The 17,298-nt window shown below is 67.4% G+C and carries 20 protein-coding genes and 1 tRNA gene; 13 read left to right on the top strand and 8 right to left on the bottom strand.

Features of this window, described 5'->3' with window-relative positions; all coding sequences use genetic code 11:
* Window positions 1-6 precede the first annotated feature (6 nt).
* The 6 genes from ACX40Y_RS03025 to ACX40Y_RS03000 form a co-directional block, all read right to left on the bottom strand.
* Entirely contained in the window at window positions 7-879 is an 873-nt protein-coding gene (locus tag ACX40Y_RS03025; protein WP_459118051.1) for a lytic transglycosylase domain-containing protein, read from the bottom strand.
* Between the two features lie 149 nt (window positions 880-1,028).
* Window positions 1,029-1,340 carry a flagellar protein FlgN gene (locus ACX40Y_RS03020; protein ID WP_459118050.1) on the bottom strand — a complete coding sequence of 104 codons (312 nt, stop codon included), beginning with the start codon at window positions 1,338-1,340 and terminating at the stop codon, window positions 1,029-1,031.
* Complete coding sequence (gene flgM / locus ACX40Y_RS03015; protein ID WP_459118049.1) at window positions 1,327-1,650, bottom strand: flagellar biosynthesis anti-sigma factor FlgM; 324 nt, start codon at window positions 1,648-1,650, stop codon at window positions 1,327-1,329. Before flgM ends, ACX40Y_RS03020 begins: the two co-directional genes overlap by 14 nt.
* A gap of 41 nt (window positions 1,651-1,691) precedes the next feature.
* Window positions 1,692-2,192, bottom strand: a complete 501-nt coding sequence (locus ACX40Y_RS03010; protein ID WP_459118048.1) for a flagella basal body P-ring formation protein FlgA — start codon at window positions 2,190-2,192, stop codon at window positions 1,692-1,694.
* Complete coding sequence (locus ACX40Y_RS03005) at window positions 2,192-2,743, bottom strand: flagellar motor protein MotB (RefSeq protein WP_459118047.1); 552 nt, start codon at window positions 2,741-2,743, stop codon at window positions 2,192-2,194. The genes ACX40Y_RS03010 and ACX40Y_RS03005 overlap by 1 nt, the downstream gene beginning before the upstream one ends.
* On the bottom strand, window positions 2,740-3,408 hold the full coding sequence (locus ACX40Y_RS03000) for a motility protein A (RefSeq protein WP_459118046.1): 669 nt from the start codon (window positions 3,406-3,408) through the stop codon (window positions 2,740-2,742). Before ACX40Y_RS03000 ends, ACX40Y_RS03005 begins: the two co-directional genes overlap by 4 nt.
* A gap of 236 nt (window positions 3,409-3,644) precedes the next feature.
* Between ACX40Y_RS03000 and flgB the strand changes: the two genes are divergently transcribed.
* The 13 genes from flgB (at window position 3,645) to ACX40Y_RS02935 (ending at window position 14,293) form a co-directional block, all read left to right on the top strand.
* Window positions 3,645-3,998, top strand: coding sequence for a flagellar basal body rod protein FlgB (flgB, locus tag ACX40Y_RS02995; RefSeq protein WP_459118045.1), 354 nt, complete (start codon window positions 3,645-3,647; stop codon window positions 3,996-3,998).
* Between the two features lie 3 nt (window positions 3,999-4,001).
* The gene (gene flgC, locus ACX40Y_RS02990; RefSeq protein WP_459118044.1) at window positions 4,002-4,415 is read left to right on the top strand and encodes a flagellar basal body rod protein FlgC; all 414 of its coding nucleotides are present in this window, start codon (window positions 4,002-4,004) and stop codon (window positions 4,413-4,415) included.
* Between the two features lie 2 nt (window positions 4,416-4,417).
* The gene (locus tag ACX40Y_RS02985; RefSeq protein WP_459118043.1) at window positions 4,418-5,113 is read left to right on the top strand and encodes a flagellar hook assembly protein FlgD; all 696 of its coding nucleotides are present in this window, start codon (window positions 4,418-4,420) and stop codon (window positions 5,111-5,113) included.
* A 30-nt stretch (window positions 5,114-5,143) separates the two neighbouring features.
* Entirely contained in the window at window positions 5,144-6,421 is a 1,278-nt protein-coding gene (locus ACX40Y_RS02980; RefSeq protein ID WP_459118042.1) for a flagellar hook protein FlgE, read from the top strand.
* Window positions 6,422-6,429: 8 nt separating this feature from the next.
* Entirely contained in the window at window positions 6,430-7,179 is a 750-nt protein-coding gene (locus ACX40Y_RS02975; protein WP_459118041.1) for a flagellar basal body rod protein FlgF, read from the top strand.
* Window positions 7,180-7,194: 15 nt separating this feature from the next.
* On the top strand, window positions 7,195-7,983 hold the full coding sequence (flgG, locus tag ACX40Y_RS02970) for a flagellar basal-body rod protein FlgG (RefSeq protein ID WP_459118040.1): 789 nt from the start codon (window positions 7,195-7,197) through the stop codon (window positions 7,981-7,983).
* Entirely contained in the window at window positions 7,964-8,677 is a 714-nt protein-coding gene (locus ACX40Y_RS02965; RefSeq protein ID WP_459118039.1) for a flagellar basal body L-ring protein FlgH, read from the top strand. Before flgG ends, ACX40Y_RS02965 begins: the two co-directional genes overlap by 20 nt.
* A gap of 14 nt (window positions 8,678-8,691) precedes the next feature.
* Window positions 8,692-9,786 carry a flagellar basal body P-ring protein FlgI gene (locus ACX40Y_RS02960; RefSeq protein ID WP_459118038.1) on the top strand — a complete coding sequence of 365 codons (1,095 nt, stop codon included), beginning with the start codon at window positions 8,692-8,694 and terminating at the stop codon, window positions 9,784-9,786.
* Between the two features lie 2 nt (window positions 9,787-9,788).
* A complete protein-coding gene (locus ACX40Y_RS02955; RefSeq protein WP_459118037.1) occupies window positions 9,789-10,133 on the top strand; it encodes a rod-binding protein in 345 nt (114 codons plus the stop codon).
* Window positions 10,130-11,467, top strand: a complete 1,338-nt coding sequence (flgK, locus tag ACX40Y_RS02950) for a flagellar hook-associated protein FlgK (RefSeq protein WP_459118036.1) — start codon at window positions 10,130-10,132, stop codon at window positions 11,465-11,467. Before ACX40Y_RS02955 ends, flgK begins: the two co-directional genes overlap by 4 nt.
* Before the next feature lie 5 nt (window positions 11,468-11,472).
* Complete coding sequence (gene flgL, locus ACX40Y_RS02945; protein ID WP_459118035.1) at window positions 11,473-12,378, top strand: flagellar hook-associated protein FlgL; 906 nt, start codon at window positions 11,473-11,475, stop codon at window positions 12,376-12,378.
* Between the two features lie 84 nt (window positions 12,379-12,462).
* Window positions 12,463-13,326: a flagellar motor stator protein MotA gene (gene motA, locus ACX40Y_RS02940; RefSeq protein ID WP_459118034.1), complete on the top strand. Its 864-nt coding sequence runs from the start codon at window positions 12,463-12,465 to the stop codon at window positions 13,324-13,326.
* Window positions 13,327-13,345: 19 nt separating this feature from the next.
* Window positions 13,346-14,293: a flagellar motor protein MotB gene (locus tag ACX40Y_RS02935; RefSeq protein ID WP_459118033.1), complete on the top strand. Its 948-nt coding sequence runs from the start codon at window positions 13,346-13,348 to the stop codon at window positions 14,291-14,293.
* Here the strand turns inward: ACX40Y_RS02935 and ACX40Y_RS02930 are convergent, their stop codons facing one another.
* Window positions 14,294-16,915 carry a TonB-dependent receptor gene (locus ACX40Y_RS02930; RefSeq protein WP_459118032.1) on the bottom strand — a complete coding sequence of 874 codons (2,622 nt, stop codon included), beginning with the start codon at window positions 16,913-16,915 and terminating at the stop codon, window positions 14,294-14,296.
* Between the two features lie 148 nt (window positions 16,916-17,063).
* A tRNA-Leu gene (locus ACX40Y_RS02925) sits at window positions 17,064-17,150 on the bottom strand.
* Window positions 17,151-17,298: the final 148 nt, after the last annotated feature.

Here is a 17,298-nt window from a genome sequence, read left to right as displayed (position 1 = left end):
GTTCGATCAGGCCCCAAGATTGGCGAGAAGGAGATAGGCAAGCCGAGCGGTTGCCGGCGTCGGCCGCAGCGGATCGATGGTGGCGCGGTTGCCGTTGCCGCCCAGCTGGGCGAGCGTGGTCTGTACCCAGTGGCGATCGCCATCGACGGCGCCGTTGCCCAGGATCACCTGCGTGTCGTCGCCGATGCTTGCGCCGATCGCGTCGATTTCGCGTTCCGCCGCGTCGAGCGTGTCCGAGGCGAGGCTGGTCGCCCCGCTCGTCGCGGCGCCGCGGTCCAGCCGGCCGCCCAGTTGCCGATAGATGTCGGCCAGCGATCGCGGTTGCCCGGCATTGGTGTAGAACACGCCGCGATTGGCGCGCGCGGCGGCGGGAAACAGGCTGGCGCCGCTTTGATCGGGATCGCTCGCCATCGCGCTCAGAAAGCTGCGCGCGCCGCCAAGCCCCAGGAAATGCGCCATGTAGAGATCGGTGCCGGTCGCCGGGCGGCCCAGGCTGGTTTCGAGCGCGGCCTTGTTGTCGCTGGCATGCTCGGCGGCCATCAGCGCGGCGACCTGCGGGTCGTTGCGCAGGCCCAGGATCGCGCTGCGCATCATCGGATCGGCGACGCTGTAGCGGCCGTTGGCGGTCGTCGCGATCTGATCCGCAGCCCAATCGAGCCCGTGGTCGGCGCCGTGCTGCTTGATGACGCCCAGCCAGCTCTGATCGATGAACTGATAAAGGCCGGTCGCGGAAGAGGTCGCGGCGCGCGCATCGGCACGCAGGCCGCTTTCGACCTGCGCCTGGCCGAGCAGATAATCGAAATCGATTCCGGTGCGGCGGCTCGCCTCGGCGATTGCGGTGGTGACCGCCGCCCTGTTGTTCACCGACGTGACGCTCATTCGCGGATGATCCGTTTTCCTCCGGTTGCGGAGCATGGATCAGCAAACATCGTGCCAAGCGCCGGACGAGCGAACAAAAAAGGAGGAGGATTCGGCATGCACGCACGCCGTAGTCCTCCTCCCCCACCCCTCCCTTGCGGGAACGCGGATCAGGCCATCGAATAGCTGCCCGGGCGATAGGCGGGCGCCATCGAGCCGGAAAGAAGTTGCAGGCGGCGGCGAACATTTGCCGCCATCAGGTTGACGTAGATGCGGCAGGTTTCGTTCAGCCGCTGGGCCTCGGCGGCGAGCGCACGGACCTCGTCATCGGGGGCTTCGCCGTCGTGGAGCGCCAGCGTGTCGAGCCCGGCCAGCTTGTGGCGGGTCGCCGCTTCGAGCGCGGCAACGTCGTTCGCCTTCAACGCGGCGATCTCCGCATGAAGCGCCTCGATCACGTCGACGAGCGCATCACGCCTGGTCATTCGAATCCCATTGCAGCTTGAGGGCGAGAAGTCGGTCGGCCACCGTCGACGGCACCATCGGGAAGCGCCCGTCCTGGATCGCCTTGCGGATGCGCGCCACCCGGTCGGTATCGACCGGCGCTTCGGCTGCCATCGTCTGGGCAAGTGCCGGAGCCGCCGTGTCGACCGCGTCCGCCTCGCCTTTCAAGGGAGCCGCGGCCTCGACGCCGGGGGCCGCGGCGACGGGCAGGGTGCGGCGATCGACGACCGCGCCTGTCTTGATGCCGATGGGGTCCACCATTGTCTGCATTCCTTGGATCTGTGCCGACATGGCTAGGAACGGCAGGACCGCAAGCTGCTTTAGCGAAAAAATCACTCGTCGAATCCGGGCAGGCGCGCCCGGCCGGGCTCGACCGCGATCGCCTGGATCGGCGATCGCTTGTCGTCGATCCGCACCAGCAGCCGGGCACCCGCTACGGCATCGCCGAGCGCCTGGCCTTCGCGCGTTACCGCGAAGCCGGCGGCGCGGGCCTCGACCGTGATCGGATCGCCGCGGCGAATCACTAGGGCCGCCTTCACCGGCACCGCCGGGCGGGCGGCGGCGGGCTGGGGCTGCGCCCGCTCGGCGCTGCGCACGGGGACATAGACGCGCCAGCCGGGGGCGACGCAGCGGATCACCACCGCGTCGTGCGCCTCGCTGCGCCAGTCCAGTTGCGGTGCCGGGCACGGTGCCAGCTTCAGCCGGGGATCGACTGGCGCCCGCGCGCCGCCTTCCTCGCCGATCTCGTGTCCGGTGAACTGCGCGACGATCGTGTCGAGCAGGGCGGTCGACTGGAACGCCGGGGCGGCGAACAGCATGGCGGCGAGCAGCATCATGGGTCTCCGTGGATCAAGGGGGCGGCAACGGCCGGTTGCCGGGCGGCAACGCCTTGCCGGCCACCGTCATAGCCGAGGGTCAGGACGACGCGGCGGGCGCCGCGGCCGGTGTTCAGGCGGATGCGGTCCGGCGTCACCACGCCTGCGCGCAGCAGCGCCGCCGCGACGGCGCGGGCACGATCGGCGGCGAGCAGTTCGGCGCTGGTCGTGGCACGATCGACATCGCCTGCGCTGCTGTCGCTCTCGCCGGTGACGACCAGCGTCGTCCGGGGATCGCGTGCCGCCGATCGCGCCCATTCGATGGCGGCGGCGAGGTCGCCTGGCTGCGCCGATCCGCCGGCAAAACCGCCGGCGACCGCCAGTTCCACCGGCATCGCGGCATCCGCCGCCGCGACGAAACCGGCGCGCAGTTGCTGCGCCAGCGCGCGCGGGTCGCGCTCGCTCGCTTTGAGAAAGGCGAAGAAGCCGACGAGCAGCAGCGCGAGATCGGCAAGCGTGACCAGCCAGATCGGCCGCGCGGGCCGGTCCTCGTCGTCGTCGAAGGTCATGCCGCGATCTCGCGTGGGGCGCGCTGCGCCGGCTCGATCGTGCCGAGCGCGGCGAGCGGCGCCTCCAGCCGGGCGCGTGCCTGCGCCTCGATCCGCGACCGGCGTTTCAGGCGATTGGCGATCGGCAGTGCGAGCAGGCTGGCGAGCAGCGCGCCATAGAGCGTCGCCAGCAGCGCCACCGCCATCGCCCCGCCGATCGCGCTGGTATCGTGCATCGACGAAAACATGCCGACCAGCCCGATCAGCGTGCCGACCATGCCCATGGCCGGGGCGGTTTCGGCAGCGGATTGCCAGACCTCCCATGCGGCGCGGTGGCGCTCGCAGCGGGCGGTGCGCGCATGCCTCAGCAGCGCGACGATCGCATCGGGGCTGGCGCCGTCGACCGCCGCCGCCGCTGCCGCCGCCAGATCGGGATCGGCGATCACCGAACGGTCGAGCGCGATCAGCCCGTGGCGCCGCGCGATCCGTGCCAGCGCATGCGCCTGCTCGATCAGCGGCTCCACCCGGAATGGCCGCGCCGGCAGTAGCCGCAGCGCCAGCACCGCGCGCGCCAGATCGGCGGCAGGGTTGCGCAGCACCACCGCCAGCAGCGTGCCGCCGCCGACGATCGCCATCGCAAGCGGATCGACAAAGGCAGCGAGCGCGGGGGGAAGGGCCAGGATCATGCGCGGGGCTCCAGGGTCATGCGCGGAGCTTCTGCAAGCGCCGGGCCAATTTGGCGTCGACGCGCGGCGACCCGGCAGGCCCGCCGCCGACCGGCAAGCGATTGCCGGGTTGCGGCAGCGCGTTGCCGCCCGCGCGGCGCCAGAGCGCCTGGCCGGGGTCCGGGTGGTGGCTTTGGTGAAACTGGCACGATGATTGCTGATCTGCCTCGCGAACCTTTGTGCGGGAGACGAGCACGATGAGCGAGGACAGCCTTTTCGGCGTGCATGGCGCGGCACTTGCCGTGCGGTCGCAGCGCATGGGCGTGCTGGCGTCGAACATCGCCAATGCCTCCACGCCGGGCTACAAGGCGCGCGACATCGATTTCCGTTCGGCGATGGCCGCCGCGGAAACCCCGGGCGGATCGATCGACACCGCAATCGACGGCGCGACGCTCTACCGCGTGCCGCTCCAGCCGAGCCAGGACGGGAATACCGTCGAGCTCGCCACCGAACAGACAGCCTTCGCCGAAAACGCCGTCGCCTATCAGACGACGCTCAGCTTCCTCAACGGGCGGATCAACCAGATCACCCGCGCGCTTCGGGGAGAATAAGCCGTGGCATCAGACCAGCCGCTTTCGATCTTCCAGGTCTCGGGTCGTGCGATGAGCGCGCAGCTCGTGCGGATGAACACCACCGCGTCCAACCTCGCCAATGCCGGCTCGGTCGCGTCGAGCGCGCAGGCGGCCTATCGCTCGATCAAGCCGGTGTTCCGCACCAGCTTCGACGAAGCGAGCGGCATGTCCACCGTCGATGTCGAACAGGTGGTCACCGCCGGCGCCGAACCGGCCAAGCGCTACGATCCCGGCAATCCGATGGCCGATGCCGACGGCAATGTCTGGGAGAGCAATGTCGACGAGACGCAGGAGCTGGTCGACATGCTCGAAACCGCCCGAACCTATCAGAACAATGTCGAGGTGATGCAGACCGCCAAGTCGCTGATCCTCGATACCCTCAAGCTGGGTCGCTGACGATGAGCACCGATTTCGATTCCACCCTTGCGAGCCTGGGCATCGGCCGCACCAACAGCGCGAGCACCGCCAGCGCGGCGACGTCCAGCCTGGGCAAGTCGACGCTCGATCAGGCCGATTTCCTGAAGCTGATGACCGCGCAGCTGCAGAATCAGGATCCGTTCGATCCGGTCGACAACAACGAGATGGTTGCCCAGATGGCGCAGTTTTCGCAGCTCCAGGGCATCACCGATATCAACACCACGCTCACCGCGATCTCCGATCGCCTGAGCGGGACGAGCAATGCCGATCTGATGTCGTGGGTGGGGCGCACCGTCCAGGTGTCGGGCGACGTCGCCTATCCGCGCACCGACGGCACGCTCGGCGCCTCGATCGCGCTGGCCAAGGATGCCGCCGACGTCACGGTCAGCATCTCCAATGCCAGCGGCGAGACGCTCAAGACCGTGTCGCTGGGCAACCAGAAGGCCGGCCAGATCGATTTCGAATGGGACGGCAGCACCCAGAGTGGCGAAGCCGCCGGCGACGGGCCGTTCACGATCAAGGTCAGCGCGCGCGGTGCCGATGGCGGCAGCGTCGCCGCGTCCACGCTGGTGTGGGCGCCGGTCACCGCAGTGGCGATGGGCAGCGATGGCCACCCCGAACTCACGCTGCCCGGCCTCGGCCAAGTTTCCGCGACGCAGGTCACCAAGATCGGCTGAGCCCGACCCCCTTTTCTCAGGAGCGCTTCCATGTCCTTCTACACTTCGCTCAGCGGGCTTCAGGCGGCCCAGACCGACATGTCGACGATCTCGCACAACCTCGCGAACGTCTCGACCAACGGCTTCAAGCGGTCGTCGACGATCTTCGCCGACGTAATCGCCTCGACCAAGGATTCGAACCCGAACCAGATGGTCGGTTCGGGCACGGTGGTGCGCTCGATCCGGCAGCAGTTCAGCCAGGGCGGCTATACTCAGTCGAGCTCCGCGCTCGACCTGGCGATCACTGGCGACGGCTTCTTCGCGGTCCGCTCCGATGCCGCGAACGGCGGCACGATGTACACCCGCAACGGCAGCTTCACCGTCGACAGCGACCGCTATGTCACGGACTCGTCGGGCAACAAGCTGCTCGTCTATCCCGTCGACGGATCGGGTGCGGTGGTGGCGACCGGCCTCGATTCGGCGGTCGAGCTGCGCCTGCCGCAGACCAGCGGCTCGCCCGAGCCGACCGAAAACGTCTCGCTGTCGCTCAATCTGTCGGCCAATTCGAGCATTCCGAGCACGACCTTCGACCGGTTCGATCCAAGCAGCTACAACCAGTCGACGCAGACCACGATCTATGACGCGAACGGCAACGCGCTGACGCTCACCAACTATTTCGTCCGCGAAACCACGCCGACCGCCGATGGCGGCACGAGCAGCTGGAAGGTGCATTCGTTCGTCGGCGATCAGGAGCTCGACGCCGATACCGCAACCGATGGGGCGCAGGCGATCACGCTCGAATTCGACGCGGCGGGCAATCTCACCGCGCCGACCAGCGCGACCACGTTCGGCGGGTTCCTCACCGCGGGCGCCAATTCGCAGCAGGTGATCTCGCTCGATTTCGGCAGCGCGACGACGCAGACCAGCGCCGCGTTCAGCGTCGACAGCCGCAGCCAGGACGGCAAGGCGGTCGGCCAGTTCGAGGGCGTGACCGTCGCCGACGACGGATCGGTCACCGCCAGCTTCTCGAACGGCGACCAGAAGGTGCTGGGCAAGGTGATGCTCGCCAATTTCACCAATCCCTCGGGTCTTCGTCAGCTCGGCAACTCCACCTGGGCGGCGACGGGCGTGTCGGGCGAACCGATGGTCGGCGAGGCCAATTCGAACGGCTTCGGCTCGCTGATGTCGGGTGCCGTCGAGCGGTCGAACGTCGACATTACCGAGGAGCTGGTCGCGCTGATCGCGGCGCAGCGCAATTTCCAGGCGAACGCCAAGGCGCTCGATACCGCCAGCCAGATCTCCGAGACGATCTTCAACATCCGTAGCTGAGCAGCGACATGGACCGCCTCGTCTACACCGCCCTTTCGGGTCTGCGCAGCCAGATGTCGGCGCAAACCGCGATCGCGAACAACATCGCCAACGCCTCGACCGTGGGATTCCGCGCCGAGCGCGTCAATTTCGACCGGCTGGTGCTTCAGGGCAGTGGGTTCGACAGTCGCGAGTTCGCCTCGGGCGAGGTCGACGACATCGATCGTCGCACGGGCACGGTCGTCCAGACCGGGCGGCCGCTTGACGTGGCGGCATCGGGCGATGCGTGGATTTCGGTGCAGGCGACCGATGGCAGCGAGGCCTATACGCGGCGCGGCGACCTCAATGTCGCGGCATCGGGCCTGCTGGAAACGGGTGACGGCTTTCCGGTGATGGGATCGTCGGGCGGACCGATCACCGTTCCGCCCTATCAATCGATCGCGATTGCCGGCGACGGCACCGTCTCGATCGTGCCGCAGGGCGCCGAGCCGGGCACCGCGCCGCAGGTGATCGACCGCATCAAGCTCGCCAGTCCCGTGGGCAGCCAGACCGCCAAGGGGCTCGACAATCTGCTCCATGTTCAGGGCGGCGGCGTGCTGCCCGCGGATCTGGACGCGACGCTCGAATCGGGCGCGCTCGAACAGTCGAACGTCAACATCACACAGGCGCTGGTCGACATGATCCAGAACCAGCGCAGCTACGAGGTCCAGGCCAACCTGCTCAAGGAGGCCCGGACGATGGACGAAAGCGCCGCATCCGTGATGCGGATGCCGGGTTAAAGGGGAAACAGGATCATGGGCACTGCCGCCATGCACATCGCGCGCACCGGGCTCGACGCCCAGGACATGCGCATGCGGGTGATTTCGAACAATCTCGCCAACGTCAACACCACCGCCTACAAGCGCGACCGTGCGTCGTTCCAGACGCTCGCCTATCAGGTGATGACCGCGCCGGGCAGCGCATCGACCGCCGAGACCAAATACGCCACCGGCATCAATCTGGGCACCGGCGTGAAGATCCAGGGCACAGCGCGGATCGAAACGCAGGGCACGCTCGCCACCACCGGCAACTCGCTCGACCTCGCGCTCGACGGCAATGGCTATTTCCAGGTGCAGATGCCGGGCGGGCAACTCGGCTATACCCGCGCCGGCAACTTTTCCCAGTCGCCCGAAGGGCTGCTGGTGACGAGCGAGGGCTATCAGGTGATGCCCGGCATCACGATCCCGGAAGGCACCACCTCCATCACGATCGGCACCGACGGGACGGTCTCGGCGACCGTTTCGGGGCAGACCGAGCCGACGCAGATCGGGCAAATCCAGGTCGCCAATTTCCCCAACCCGGCGGGGCTGCAGGCGACCGGCGACAATTATCTGATCGAAACCAGCGCCAGCGGCGCCGCCAATCTGGGGGTGCCGGGGCAGGACGGGCGCGGCAATGTCCGCCAGGGGATGCTGGAGGGTTCCAACGTCAACGTCGTCCAGGAACTGGTCGACATGATCGAGACGCAGCGCGCCTATGAGGTCAATTCCAAGATGATCTCGGCCGCCGACGAGATGGAAAAATATGTCAACCAGAACCTCTGAGCGGTGCGTCCACGCTCGCGTGGCGCTCGCGGTCGCGGCGTTCGGCCTTGTCGCCGCCGCGCCGGCGCATGCCCAGCTGTTCGGCATCGGCAAGAAGAAGGTGAAGGAGGATTTCTCCGCCACGCTGCCGCTGGCCGAGCCTGCCGCCGCGGCGCCGGCAAATGGCGGAATATTCCAGGCGAGCGACGGCTATGCCGCACTCTACGAGGGCCAGCGCGCCCGCCGCGTGGGCGATGCGCTGACGATCGTTCTGACCGAGCGGATGAGCGCGTCGAAGTCGGCAAGCTCAAAGCTCGACAGCAGCGGCGGCATTTCGATCACGCCGCCATCGACCGGTAGCCTGTCGCTGTTCAAGTCGACCGACGCCAGCGCCAGCGGCGCGCGGAACTTTCAGGGTTCGGGCGCCGCCGATCAGTCGAACGCGCTGTCGGGCGAGATCAGCGTCACCGTGGCCAAGGTGTTTCCCAACGGCACCATGCTCGTCCAGGGGCAGAAGCGGGTGACGCTCAACCGCGGCGACGAATTCGTCCAGATCAAGGGTCTGGTGCGCCCCGCTGACATTGATGCGAACAATCGCGTGCCCTCGACCCGCGTGGCCGATGCGCGGATCGCCTATACCGGCAAGGGCGATGTCGCTCGGGCCAGCCGCCAGGGCTGGCTCAGCCGGTTCTTCAGTGTCATCAGCCCCTTCTGATGCGGAGCGCCACGATGATCCGTCTCGCCTTTGCCCTGATCGCCGCGCTCTTCCTGTCGCAGCCTGCCGCCGCGCAGCGCGTCAAGGATCTCGGCAGCTTCCAGGGCATTCGTTCGAACCAGCTGACCGGCTATGGCGTCGTGGTCGGGCTGCCCGGCACCGGCGACGACAATCTCGAATATACCGTTCAGTCGATGAAGGGCGTCGCGTCGCGCTTCGGCCTGCAATTGCCGCAGGGCATCGCGCCGGGGCTCAAGAACGCGGCGGTGGTAATGGTCACGGCTGAGCTGCCGCCCTTCGCCAAGCCGGGGCAGAAGCTCGACATCACCGTCTCGTCCATGGGCAAGGCGAAGTCGCTACGCGGCGGCACGCTGATCCTGACGCCGCTTCAGGGTGCCGACGGGCAGATCTATGCAATGGCGCAGGGCAATCTCGCAGTGGGTGGCCTCGGCGCCGAAGGGGCCGATGGGTCAAAGATCGTCGTCAACATACCCTCCAGCGGCCGCATCCCGGAGGGCGCGACGGTCGAGCGCACCGTCGACACGGGGTTCGATCGATCGCCCTTCCTCACCTTCAATCTGGCGCGGGCCGATTTCACCACGGCCCAGCGCGTTCAGGATGCGATCAACGCCCGGTTCGGCCCCGGCCGTGCACGCGCGATCGATGGCGTTTCGATCGCGATCCAGGCGCCGGCCGGCGCCGATATCCGTGCGACGATCATGAGCGAGGTGGAAAATCTGAGCGTCGAGGCGGCCGAGGCAGCGGCGCGGGTGATCGTCAATGCACGCACCGGCACCGTCGTCATCAATTCGGCGGTGCGGGTCAGCCCGGCGGCCGTGACGCATGGTAAACTGACCGTTCGGATCGATGAGGACCAAAGGATCAGCCAGCCCCTGCCGTTTAGCAAGGGTGAGACCGCGCTCGAACAGCATAGCGGCCTCCGCGTCGAAGAGGAGAACAAGCCGATGTTCCTGCTGGATCCCGGGCCCCGGCTCGCCGATGTGGTCAAGGCGGTGAACGCGATCGGGGCCTCGCCCGCCGACCTCGTCGCCATTCTTGAGGCGCTCAAGGAAGCCGGCGCGCTCAAGGCCGAGCTGATCGTCCTGTGAGCATGGACGCGCCCGTTTCGTTGACCGGCAGCGGCGCCGCCGGGGGCGTCTCGATCGACACCTCGCGGCTGGCGTCGAAGGCCAATCTGGACGCTGCCGGGCAGAAGTTCGAGGCGGTGTTCACCGGCATGATGCTCAAATCGATGCGGGCGGCAAAGCTGGGCGACGGGCTGCTCGACAGCGACGCCGGCACGCAGTTTCGCGACATGCAGGATCAGATGCTTGCGCAGAGCATGGCCGAGCACACGCCGATCGGCATCGGCAAGGCGATGACCGATTTCCTCGCCAAGTCCGCGGCGGGGCAGGCGGCGCTGGGGTCCGACGGCGACGATGGAGGCGCACGATGACCGATTTGCTGTCGATCGGCGCGTCGGGCGTCCGCGCCTATCAGACCGCACTCGGCACCACGTCCGAGAACATCGCCAATGCGGCGACGCCGGGCTATTCGAAGCGCAGCGTGACGATGACCGAGCTTGCTGCGCCGGCGGTGCCGATGACGAAGGTGTCGAACGGCGCCGGCGTGATCGTGTCGGGCGTGTCGCGCTCGGCCGACGATCTTCGCGCGGCGGCGGTGCGCAGCTCGGGTGCCGATCTCGCGAAGAGCGAGGCGAGCGCCACCTGGCTTGAGCGGGTCGATTCGGCACTGGGCGGGAACGCACTCGGCGATCGGCTCACCAGCTTCTTCAACGCATCGACCGCGCTCGCCGCCGATGCCTCGTCGCTCGCGGCGCGGTCGACCATGCTCGAAGCGGCGCAGAGCGTAGCCAACGCCTTTTCGGCGACCGGTTCGGCGCTCGACGCTGCGGCAAGCGACCTCGACATCAGCGCCGAGACGGCGGTGGGGCAGCTCAACGGCTATTCGGCGGCGCTTGCCAAGGTGAACGGCGCCCTCGGCCGCGCGACGCCCGGCAGCGCGAGCGCCGCGTCGCTGCTCGATCAGCGCGACCAGATTCTCGAATCGATGAGCGCGATCAGCGACCTGACGGTCAGCTATGATACCGCGGGCCGGGCGAGTGTGCGTGCCGGCGATGCGAGCGGGCCGCTGCTCGTCCAGGGCGACAGCGCGGCGACCGTCACCTATGTCCGCAGCGGCGGCAACGTCTCCTATGCGGCGCACCGCGACGGCGAGATTTCGGCGGTCTTGCCGGGCGGTGGCGCGCTGGCGGGCTTTGCCGAGGCGGCACAGCGCATCGACGATGCACGCACCGCGATCAACGCGCAGGCAAGCGCCTTTGCCGAAGGGGTGAACAGCGTCCAGGCGGCGGGCGAGGATCTGAACGGCGCCGCCGGCGAGCCGATGTTCGCGATCGGCGATCCGGCGTCGCAGCTGACGCTGGCGATCAGCGATCCCCGTGGCATCGCGGCGGCGGCGGTGGGCGGCGGCACCCGCAGCAATGCCAATCTCGACGGGCTGACGGCGCTGCGCACCAGCGGCAATTTTGAGGGCGCGATCACCGATCTGACCGCCTCCAACGGCGCGGCGCTGGCGGCGCGGCGCCAGGTGGCGGAGGCGCAGACCACGATCCGCGATAACGCCGTTGCCGCGCGCGATTCGGTGTCCGGCGTCAACACCGATGAGGAAGCCGTCGACCTGCTCCGCTTCCAGCAGGCCTATCAGGCGTCGAGCCGCGTCATCCAGGTCGCGCGCGACACGTTCCAGTCCATTCTCGAGATCCGGTGAGCGCCATGACGATCCGCTTGTCGACCAATCAATTCTACGCCCGTTCGACGTCGCAGATGGCGAAGCTCAACGCCGATCTGACGCGGACGCAGGACCAGATCGCCACGGGCAAGATGGTGGCCGGCGCCGCCGACAGCCCGGCCGGCTATCAGCGGCTTCAGGGGCTGGCGCGCGCGACCGCCGATGATGGTGCGTACAGCGCCAATATCAAACTTGCCCAGGGCATCGTCGCACAGGGTGATTCGACCCTGGCCAGCGTCGAATCGCAGATTCAGCGGGCGAAGGAACTTGCGACCCAGGCGGCCAACGGCACGCTCAGCGATGCCGACCGCACCGCCGCCGCGAACGAGCTCGATTCGATCCGCGACGCGATCTTCGGCCTCGCCAACACGCAGGACGTGCGCGGACAGCCGCTGTTCGGCGGGGCGAGCGGCGATACCGCCTATACCCGCGACGAAGACGGCACGATCCGGCTGACCGACAGCGGCCAGCCTGCGGCGATCCCGATCGGCGACGGCGACGCGATGCAGACCAATGTCAGCGGCGCGCAGCTGTTCGCGAGCGGCGACGGCGACGTGTTCGCGCTGCTCGCCACGCTGTCCGATGCGCTGCGGCAGGGCGGAGACGACGCCGCCACGGCCGCGGGCGACGCGCTCGACGGGCTGTCGACGACGCTCGACAATGTCGCGGCGGGGCGGGCGTCGCTCGGCGCGCGCGGCGCGCGTCTCGACCTTGCGGCGGCCCAGATCACCGACGCCAACACCGCACGCGAAACCGAGCGATCGGCGATCGAGGATACCGACGTCACCACGGCAATCACCGAGCTGCAACGCACGATGACGGTCCTTCAGGCGACGCAGTCGAGCTTCACCAAGCTCTCCAGCCTGACGCTGTTCGATTATATCAAGTGATGCGCTGAAAACCCCTCAAGGTCACGGCGAAGCGGCCGTTAACCGAGGCAGTGTTGGCGAAGGCGACGGGGGAACGCGAAGCGCATGTATCCGCTGATTGGTTTGGTCGTGCTGCTCGGCATGGTGTTCGGGGGCTTCGCCATCACCGGCGGCGCGCTCGGCCCGGTGATGGAGGCGATCCCGCACGAGATGCTGATCATCGGCGGCGCCGCACTGGGCGCGCTGATCATCGGCAACTCGATGGCCGAGTTCAAGGCGCTGGGCGGCGGCCTCGCCAAGGTGTTCAAGGGGCCGCGCTACAAGAAGCAGGATTATCTCGACGCGATCTTCCTCGTGTCGAAGCTGATGAAGATGCTCCGTGCCGAAGGGCCGATCGCGCTCGAACCGCATGTCGAGGATCCGAAATCCTCCGCGATCTTCGCCGAATATCCGCGCCTGCTCGCCGATCATGCGCTGGTCAACCTGATCGCCGATACGCTGCGGCTCGTCGTCGTCTCGTCGGGGACGCTCGACGTCCATGCCGTCGAGGAGGTGATGGACAATGCGATCAAGACGCACCACCACGAGGCACAGGGGCCGCAGACCACGCTCCAGGCGCTGGGTGACGCGCTGCCCGCGCTCGGCATCGTCGCGGCGGTGCTCGGCGTGGTCAAGACGATGGGGTCGATCGACAAGCCGCCGGCGATCCTGGGGGCGATGATCGGATCGGCGCTGGTCGGCACGTTCATGGGCGTGCTGCTCGCCTATGGCATCGTCGCGCCGCTTGCCGGGCGGCTGCAGCAGGTGATCGATGCCGATGCCGCGATCTATCACACCGTCAAGCAGATCATCATCGCATCGCTTCACGGCCATCCGCAGCCGCTGGTGATCGAGGCCGCCCGCTCGGGCATCGCGCATGCCAACCAGCCCGGCTTTGCCGAGGTGTTCGACGGCCTGCGCGGCCGCTGATCCGGGGAGAGCGAACGACATGGCCGCCCGCGCGCCGCACGGATCGAACCAGCCGCCGAAGATCATCGTCAAGAAGGTGCTCGCCGAAGGGCATGGCGGCCATCATGGCGGCGCCTGGAAGGTTGCCTATGCCGATTTCGTGACGGCGATGATGGCGTTCTTCCTGCTGATGTGGCTGCTGGGCGCCACCAACGAGAAGCAGCGCAAGGCGCTGGCCGATTATTTCGCGCCCACCCTGGTCGAGTTCAAGCAGAACAGCGCCGGATCGAACGGGATCATGGGCGGCGATGCGATCAACGCGCAGGACAATTATCCGAACAAGGCGTCGCAGACCGGCACGAAATCGCTGACTGTCCCGGTCGGCGGGGTCGGCGGCAAGGATGTCGGCACCGGCGAGAAGGGCACGCTCAAGGACCAGCGCGCGCTCACCGTGCAGGACCAGCGGAACTTCAGCGAGACGACCAAGCGGATTCAGCGGCGGATGCGGGCCACGCCTGCGCTGGCGAAGCTGGCCAACCATATCCGTTTCGTGCCGACCCGCGATGGCATGCGGATCGACCTGCTCGACGATGCCAATTATTCGATGTTCGATCTCGGCACGACGGCGCTGGTGCCGGAGGCGAGCGCGCTGATCGGCACGATCGCCGAATCGATTTCGGGTCTCGAAAATCCGATCATGATCCGCGGCCATACCGACAGCCTGCCCTTTGGCGACCCTCGCGCGATGAACAACTGGATGCTCTCCAGCGGCCGCGCCGAGGCGACCCGCCGGCGCCTGCTGGCCGGCGGCGTGCCGGAGGCCCGGTTCGAGCGGATCGAAGGCGTGGCCGACCGCGAGCCACTGTTCCCCGACACCCCGGCAGACGCCCGCAATCGCCGCGTCGCGATCACGCTGCTTTATCGCCGCATCATGGACCAGGGGCCGGAGGCGCGACCGCGCGGCCGCTTGGCGCCCCGGCCCGACTGATCAGAAGAACAGCTTGCGGATGCTGAGCGTCAGCGATCGCCCGGTGGGATCGAGCAGGTCGGGCTGATAATTGACCGGCACCGCGCCGCTGCCGTCGGTGACGCGCTGGCGTGTGTTGAGGATATTCTGGACGTTCAGCGACACGCGGGTGCCGCGCAGCCAGCGATGCTTGCGCACCAGATTGAACTGCCGTCCGAGGTCCGCGAACACCCGCAAGTTGAAGGTGCCGAGCTCGCCGAAGTTCAGCGAATTGGTATTGTTCAGCCCGGTGAAGACCCGTGTGCTGCTCTGCCACTTGAAACCAAATCGCGCGCCAAGCCCGTCCTTGAACACCCCGGCCTGGGCATCGATCTGATGCGCCGGCTGGCCGCCATTGTTACCCGTGGCGCCGCCGTCGAGCAGATCGATGATCGGAACGCCATCGCGCACCTTGACCTGATTCTTGAAGTACCAGGTGTGATAGAGGCTGAACTGTACGCGCCCGGCGAACGCGCCGTTTGGGCCGCCGGGTGGCCGGCCGCGAAAACCACCACCCGGGCCACCGCCCGGCGGACCGCCGAACAGCGATCGGGGCGGTTGATTCTGCCCGGGCGCGCCCGGTCGTCCCTGGCCCTCGGGCGGAAGCGGCTGACCGCTTCGCTCCGCCTCGGCCCGCTGCGCCTCGCGCTGCGCCCGCATCGCCTGAATGCGCTTTTCGAGCGAGGATTTGAGCGGCATCGAAAAGTTGAAGCCCCAGCGCAGCTGCTCGGTGTTGTTTTCGGCGAAGTTGACTGGGCGGTTGTCGATGCTGACCAGGTCGCCCTCCGCATCGCGGACGAAGCGATCGGGGAACGCCGCTTCGATCGCCGCCGTCGCGGCCGGAAAGCTGGAAATGTCGTTTCGCGTACGACTGGTGACGTAATCGGCCCGCATCGACAGGTCGGTCCCGTCGAGCGGGCGCAGCTCCAGCCCCAGCTTCATCACATGCCGGCTGTCGGCCACCAGCGATGGATTGCCGCCGGTGATCGTCGTGATCGTCACTGTCTCCCCGGTGCGATAATCGAACACGCGAACATTCGGCGTGACGACCACCGGATTGCCAAGCTGGCTGACCGTCGGAGCGCTCTCCTCATCCGTCCAGGACGCGATCAGCCGCACGGGCTTGAACGGCGACCAGTTGACGCCATAGCCGGTGGTGACGAGCGAGCCGAAATCGGAGAGCTGCTCAACCTGGACATTGCCGTTGAGCGTCAGGTCGCCGATCGCGTCGAGCACGGCGCGGCGACGGCTGGCGATCGGCACATCGAGGTTGATCTGCCCGCTGGCAAGATCGCGACCCAGTTCGGTGCTGCTCGCGACGCCGCTGCGAAACGAATCGCTGTCGAAGTCGCTCGTCGTGCCGCTCACCCGGATGCTGGTCGAAACATCGCCTGCGGGCAGGGCGAACAGCGGACCGCGCATCAGCGTGTCGATGGTGGCGACGTTGGAGGTGGAGGTCGCCCGGTTGGCAGGCAGCGTGGCGAGAAGACCTGTCGGCGCCGCGACGAAGGGATCGAAATCCGGGTCGTTCGCGTCGAGCAGCGCCTGAAGCGGATCGGCGTTGAAGCCGCGATCGGTGACCGTCTTGCTAGATACCCGATCATAATTGCCGGTGAGCGACCAGCGCCAATCGTTACTCCATGGCAGGCCGTCGCCATTGAATGTCGCGCCCAGATGGGCGGTGATCTGGCTGTTGTTGCTGGCCAGTGGCCCCTGCCCGGCAGGATAGTTGGTGACGCTCGCGTCGGTCGCGCTGGTGGCAAAGGGATTGCCGGCCGGCACCGTCAGGTTGATGCCGGGCAGACCCTGTTGCGACTGGCTTTGCTGGACCTCGAGCCGCGCATTCAGCGTCGCGCCGACCTTGGGCGAGAGGTTGCGGCTATAGGATCCGTTGATCGTCAGATCCTGGCTTGGCGCAACCAGCGTGCGATAGGGGGTCTGATCGATCCCGCCCGATGTGCTGCCGCGATTGGTGGGCAGCACGTCGCGCTCGCTTTCAAGGAGCGCGCTGTTGCCTTCATATTTGACGTCCAGATTGACCCGCTGATCGCGGTTGATCTTCAGAATGTCGGCCTGGGCCTCATGGCTGCTGTTGCCGCCCTCGGTCGGGGCGCCGGCCTCCAGTTCGACGGTGAGCGCGCGGAAACGCTCACGCAGGACGATGTTCACCACGCGCTGCGTCGCCGAATAGCCATATTTCAGCGCGACTTCCTCGGGCAGGATGTCGACCCGCTCGATGGCTTCGGTCGGCATGTCGCGAATCTCGGAAAAGCTCGAGATGCGGCGGCCGTTGAGCAGGATCACCGGCATTTCGCCGCCGCGGCCACGGCCGCTGCCCGTCTGCGGCGCGAGTTCGGTGATCAGTTCGGCGATGCTGCTGACGCCATAGGCGCGCACGTCCGCCTGATTCAGCTGGATTTCGGGCGGGATATCGCCTTCGACGGCGCCGCGCTGCGAACTGGTAACGACGATTTCGTTCGGATCTTCGGGATCGACCGCCGATTGCCCGGCCGGCGCGCGCGCTGGGTCGGCCTGTTGCGCGTACGCCGCGATCGGCGCGGCACTCGCCAGCAGCCCCATCATCGCCAAACGCGCACTCGCCATCGCAACACTCCCTCTCAACCCGAACCTCGCGCCGCTGCGGCGCCGCGGAGCAAGCCCGGTACAGCCCAGTTGTCGCAAAACTGTGCCAATGATTCCGATGTTTCAGAGATAGATGTGAGGAGGGGGCGTCGGCCCCCTCCGGATTCACTGGTGCGGTCGAGAAGACTCGAACTTCCACGGCCTTTCGGCCACAACGACCTCAACGTTGCGCGTCTACCAGTTCCGCCACGACCGCACGTGAATTCCGCCGGGGTCTCGCCCGGCGGCTGGTAAGGCAGCGGCCCCTAGCAAAGCGAAATGCGGCTGGCAAGCGGCGATGCATCGCTTTCTTGTCGTTGCCGTTGCGCCTATGCGTGCCCGGCATGATCCGCCGACCTCATTCC

The sequence above is a fragment of the Sphingomonas sp. RS6 genome (assembly GCF_054489705.1).
This window is presented reverse-complemented; position numbering and strand designations above follow the sequence as displayed.

Coding starts and splice junctions, on each gene's coding strand:
- ACX40Y_RS03000 (WP_459118046.1), bottom strand. CDS start 3,408: ATGATCCTGGCCCTTCCCCCCGCGCTCGCTGCCTTTGTCGATCCGCTT.
- ACX40Y_RS02935 (WP_459118033.1), top strand. CDS start 13,346: ATGGCCGCCCGCGCGCCGCACGGATCGAACCAGCCGCCGAAGATCATC.
- ACX40Y_RS02980 (WP_459118042.1), top strand. CDS start 5,144: ATGTCCTTCTACACTTCGCTCAGCGGGCTTCAGGCGGCCCAGACCGAC.
- ACX40Y_RS03005 (WP_459118047.1), bottom strand. CDS start 2,743: ATGACCTTCGACGACGACGAGGACCGGCCCGCGCGGCCGATCTGGCTG.
- ACX40Y_RS02930 (WP_459118032.1), bottom strand. CDS start 16,915: ATGGCGAGTGCGCGTTTGGCGATGATGGGGCTGCTGGCGAGTGCCGCG.
- motA (WP_459118034.1), top strand. CDS start 12,463: ATGTATCCGCTGATTGGTTTGGTCGTGCTGCTCGGCATGGTGTTCGGG.
- flgK (WP_459118036.1), top strand. CDS start 10,130: ATGACCGATTTGCTGTCGATCGGCGCGTCGGGCGTCCGCGCCTATCAG.
- ACX40Y_RS03020 (WP_459118050.1), bottom strand. CDS start 1,340: ATGACCAGGCGTGATGCGCTCGTCGACGTGATCGAGGCGCTTCATGCG.
- ACX40Y_RS02955 (WP_459118037.1), top strand. CDS start 9,789: ATGGACGCGCCCGTTTCGTTGACCGGCAGCGGCGCCGCCGGGGGCGTC.
- ACX40Y_RS02965 (WP_459118039.1), top strand. CDS start 7,964: ATGTCAACCAGAACCTCTGAGCGGTGCGTCCACGCTCGCGTGGCGCTC.
- flgG (WP_459118040.1), top strand. CDS start 7,195: ATGGGCACTGCCGCCATGCACATCGCGCGCACCGGGCTCGACGCCCAG.
- flgB (WP_459118045.1), top strand. CDS start 3,645: ATGAGCGAGGACAGCCTTTTCGGCGTGCATGGCGCGGCACTTGCCGTG.
- ACX40Y_RS02960 (WP_459118038.1), top strand. CDS start 8,692: ATGATCCGTCTCGCCTTTGCCCTGATCGCCGCGCTCTTCCTGTCGCAG.
- ACX40Y_RS02985 (WP_459118043.1), top strand. CDS start 4,418: ATGAGCACCGATTTCGATTCCACCCTTGCGAGCCTGGGCATCGGCCGC.
- ACX40Y_RS03010 (WP_459118048.1), bottom strand. CDS start 2,192: ATGCTGCTCGCCGCCATGCTGTTCGCCGCCCCGGCGTTCCAGTCGACC.
- ACX40Y_RS02975 (WP_459118041.1), top strand. CDS start 6,430: ATGGACCGCCTCGTCTACACCGCCCTTTCGGGTCTGCGCAGCCAGATG.
- flgL (WP_459118035.1), top strand. CDS start 11,473: ATGACGATCCGCTTGTCGACCAATCAATTCTACGCCCGTTCGACGTCG.
- ACX40Y_RS03025 (WP_459118051.1), bottom strand. CDS start 879: ATGAGCGTCACGTCGGTGAACAACAGGGCGGCGGTCACCACCGCAATC.
- flgM (WP_459118049.1), bottom strand. CDS start 1,650: ATGTCGGCACAGATCCAAGGAATGCAGACAATGGTGGACCCCATCGGC.